The 3135-nt window shown below is 40.2% G+C and carries 4 protein-coding genes and 1 pseudogene; 4 read left to right on the forward strand and 1 reads right to left on the reverse strand.

The genetic code is table 11. The features are described 5' to 3' along the window. Positions 1-73: 73 nt before the first annotated feature. The 4 genes from ACNQ0W_RS24900 (at position 74) to ACNQ0W_RS24915 (ending at position 2836) form a co-directional block, all read left to right on the forward strand. On the forward strand, positions 74-430 hold the full coding sequence (locus tag ACNQ0W_RS24900; protein WP_240324874.1) for a hypothetical protein: 357 nt from the start codon (positions 74-76) through the stop codon (positions 428-430). After that, complete coding sequence (locus ACNQ0W_RS24905; protein WP_417933285.1) at positions 399-1583, forward strand: relaxase/mobilization nuclease domain-containing protein; 1185 nt, start codon at positions 399-401, stop codon at positions 1581-1583. The genes ACNQ0W_RS24900 and ACNQ0W_RS24905 overlap by 32 nt, the downstream gene beginning before the upstream one ends. Positions 1584-2115: 532 nt before the next feature. Further along, positions 2116-2502 carry a hypothetical protein gene (locus tag ACNQ0W_RS24910; protein ID WP_023339480.1) on the forward strand — a complete coding sequence of 129 codons (387 nt, stop codon included), beginning with the start codon at positions 2116-2118 and terminating at the stop codon, positions 2500-2502. A 19-nt stretch (positions 2503-2521) separates the two neighbouring features. Further along, positions 2522-2836 (forward strand): hypothetical protein, encoded by a 315-nt coding sequence (locus ACNQ0W_RS24915; protein ID WP_047736989.1) that lies wholly within the window; start codon positions 2522-2524, stop codon positions 2834-2836. 53 nt (positions 2837-2889) lie between these two features. On the opposite strand, the pseudogene ACNQ0W_RS24920 reads toward ACNQ0W_RS24915, so the two are convergent. Continuing rightward, positions 2890-3135, reverse strand: a pseudogene (locus tag ACNQ0W_RS24920) (hypothetical protein); the annotation flags it as partial.

Genomic DNA, 3135 nt, shown 5'->3' on the forward strand with positions numbered 1-3135 from the left:
ACCAATTATTATTCATTCTGATAAACGCAGAAAAAAAGAAATTCAGCATTGTAAAAAAAATGCAAACCCTGTTATGGATTCAAAGAGGACTTACTGTGTTAGTGTCAGATTAAACAAAAATGAATTATCGAAACTTAATATATTAAGAAAGCATTACTCAAAAGGAGAGTGGCTTCGTATGGCTTCCCTTCAAAACTTGCCTCCTGTTATACCGGCGATTAATACCGAAGCCTGGAAAGCCTTAACTGTCATATCACAAAAGCTAAATCGAATTGCGATCCATATCGACAGTAAGAGTAAAGATAGCCAGCTTACTCATACAGAGCTTTTCGCTGTTAAGCGACAACTTGAAGAGCTTCGCCAGAACCTGTTAAATGCAGATGTATGGAGCAAACCCGATGAAGGGTATGCAGAAGATCAAAAGGGGTAAGAACTTTTCAGGTGTTGTTCATTATGCATTGAAACCGGGAGCACACCACAAAAGTGATCCAGTCGTCATTGGCGGGAACATGTTAGGTGATTCAGCCCTTGAACTGATCGCTGAATTCGATAGCACCAAGCATCTTCGCCAGGATGTCGTAAAACCAGTTTGGCACAACTCGCTTCGCTTACCCGACGGTGAAACACTAACGAATGAACAATGGTCCGGCATCGCAGATGACTACATGAAGAGGATGGGGTTCAGTGATACTCATCTTCGTTGTTATGTGCTTCATGACGATCCGGCCGGTCAGCACATACACATTATCGCAAGTCGCGTAGACCTCAATGGAGGGAAGCTATACCTTGGCAGGAACGAAAACCTCATCAGCACCCGGATCATTAGTGAACTTGAAATCGCTCATAACCTGACAGTTACCAAGACAGCTTCTGCGATTTCACCAAAGCAACCGAAGCGGAAAAAAATCTCTCGCAACGAACAGATGCTATCGGCTCGGACTGGTGTTCCCTCCCCTAAGGAAGCTCTCCAACATATCATTGATAAAAGTTTGGCAGATACACCTGACCTTTTAACTTTTATCAAGAGGCTGGAAGAAGCAGAAGTCGGCTGGACGGCGAATGTCGCTTCTACCGGGAAAATGAACGGGTTCTCTTTTTCCTACCGCGATATAGCTTTCAAAGCTTCGCAATTGGGCAAGAGCTACAGTTGGGCAAATCTTAGTAACAGGCTCAACTACAACCCAGACCATCTAGAAGCTCTGCGAACCGGCATACCACCAGAAGAACCCCCTGCTCCTGCTCCTGCTCCTGCTCCTGCTCCTGCTCCTGCTCCTGCTCCTGCTCCTGCTCCTGCAACGATTTTAAGGACAACTGAGAGAAGGGAAAGTATCGGTGGAAAAATTGCAGAACTGGAATTACGGCTCAGAGAAGACAAACGGAACGAAATCGTAGAAAAGATTCTTCAAAAAAACGCGGTACAACAACAAAAGCATCTCCGCTTCCTTATGTGGCTTGACTCTTTAAGGCAGTTCATAGAGCTTCTCAGAAGCTTTGGTAAGAGTATCCTTCACAACACGCCCCCAAGATTTTCAAAAATCTATGCAACTCAGCATCTAAGCCAGAAAAGAAAAATCCGTTTATAGACATAGCATTGCATCTCTCACCTTAAACCCCATCTCACCTGTTAGTAAATAATTTATGTTAAGTCAAGAAAATATTGATCGTTATTACAGATCGATAATCTAGTTGTGATAGCCAGAACCTATCAAGAGCTAATCATCGATCGGTACAAGCAATTTTACTAAAGAGAGTCGGTCATCGAGAATCTCTGTAAACGCACCATTTAATCTGCAACCTTGAGGTTGATATGAAAAACGAAACAATAAAGTGCCCGTTCTGCTTCAAAGAGAGCCAGTTTGGAGTTAGCGTCTGCACTGGCTGTCATTCAACCATCAAATATGGAGCCGTTTCATCTTGGTTAGCTTTACTAATAGGAATTGTGCTGTTGGCGATAGCTTTCTTCATATTCGCTGTCAGTCAAAGTTTTATATTTGCTGTCGTTATCTATTTTGCATCAGCAATTTCTTTGAGATTCTATTTACGTAAGAAATTTGCACACAGAGCCGTTTTCACACATAAAAGCTAACCCTAATCAACTATAATAAGGAAGATAAAATGAATAAATTTATTGTAACCTCCTTTTTCATTGCAATATTTTTAATTTCTGGCTGTTCAACATCAGGGAACCAAAAAATCAAAAATGAAACGGCTCAAAGCCTTCAATCGAAAATAATTAAAAACAAAACAACTAAGGCAGAGCTACTTGTTCAACTTGGTGAGCCTGACACCAGAACGACTCTTGACGATGGCAACGAGCAATGGAGATATTTCATGTATAACAATCAGTTCAATGCCTCGACTTTTATCCCTGTTGTCGGTTTGCTAACTGGCGGTTCCCAGACTCAGTCTAAAACTCTCGAAATCGACTTCAATGGAGAAACCGTAAGCAAGTGGACATTCTCTACTGATAATAACAATACAAAATCTGGCATTCTTAATTAATCGTTTCCTGGACAAGAAAATGAAAACATACTCAATTCTCGCAGTTATCCTTTCTACTTTTCTATTAACAGCCTGTAATTCCGAACCTTCTGAAAAAGACATATACAATGCTTTCAAAAGTGTTGTAGATAGATCAAATGCAAGTATGAAAGCTCTGAACTCAAGTATTCCCGAAAAAGATCTTTTAAGAATAGATTATGTTAAGAAACTAAGTTGCACAGAAGAAGCAAACAATGTTTATAACTGCATTGTCGATGCCTCGATTAGCAATATGAAACAGACAAAGCCTGTTAAGCTTGTGAAAGCTGATGGTGTCTGGAAAGAAGTTCAGTAGTAGCCTATATCAAGAAGTCTCTTTTAGCCCCTGCATAGGGGCTTTTTTATTGCCTATAACCTGACGGTTCTCACGCGAACTTCATGGGTTAACTCTCCCTCAATTACTTTCATTTCATATTGTGCTTTAAAAGTATTATAAATATCTTCTGCCTGGTTCTGGTTATTATCAATGTAATTAACAAGGGAGTTTAGCTCTCTGATAACAGCTTCCTTATTGTTTAATCGCTGTAACAAAGTACTTGTAAGACATTTGTATACAGAACTAAACATTGTCATAATATTATCAATATTACGATT

Source organism: Enterobacter cloacae complex sp. 6730903, from assembly GCF_048283985.1.
Taxonomy (GTDB): Bacteria; Pseudomonadota; Gammaproteobacteria; order Enterobacterales; family Enterobacteriaceae; genus Enterobacter; species Enterobacter hormaechei_C.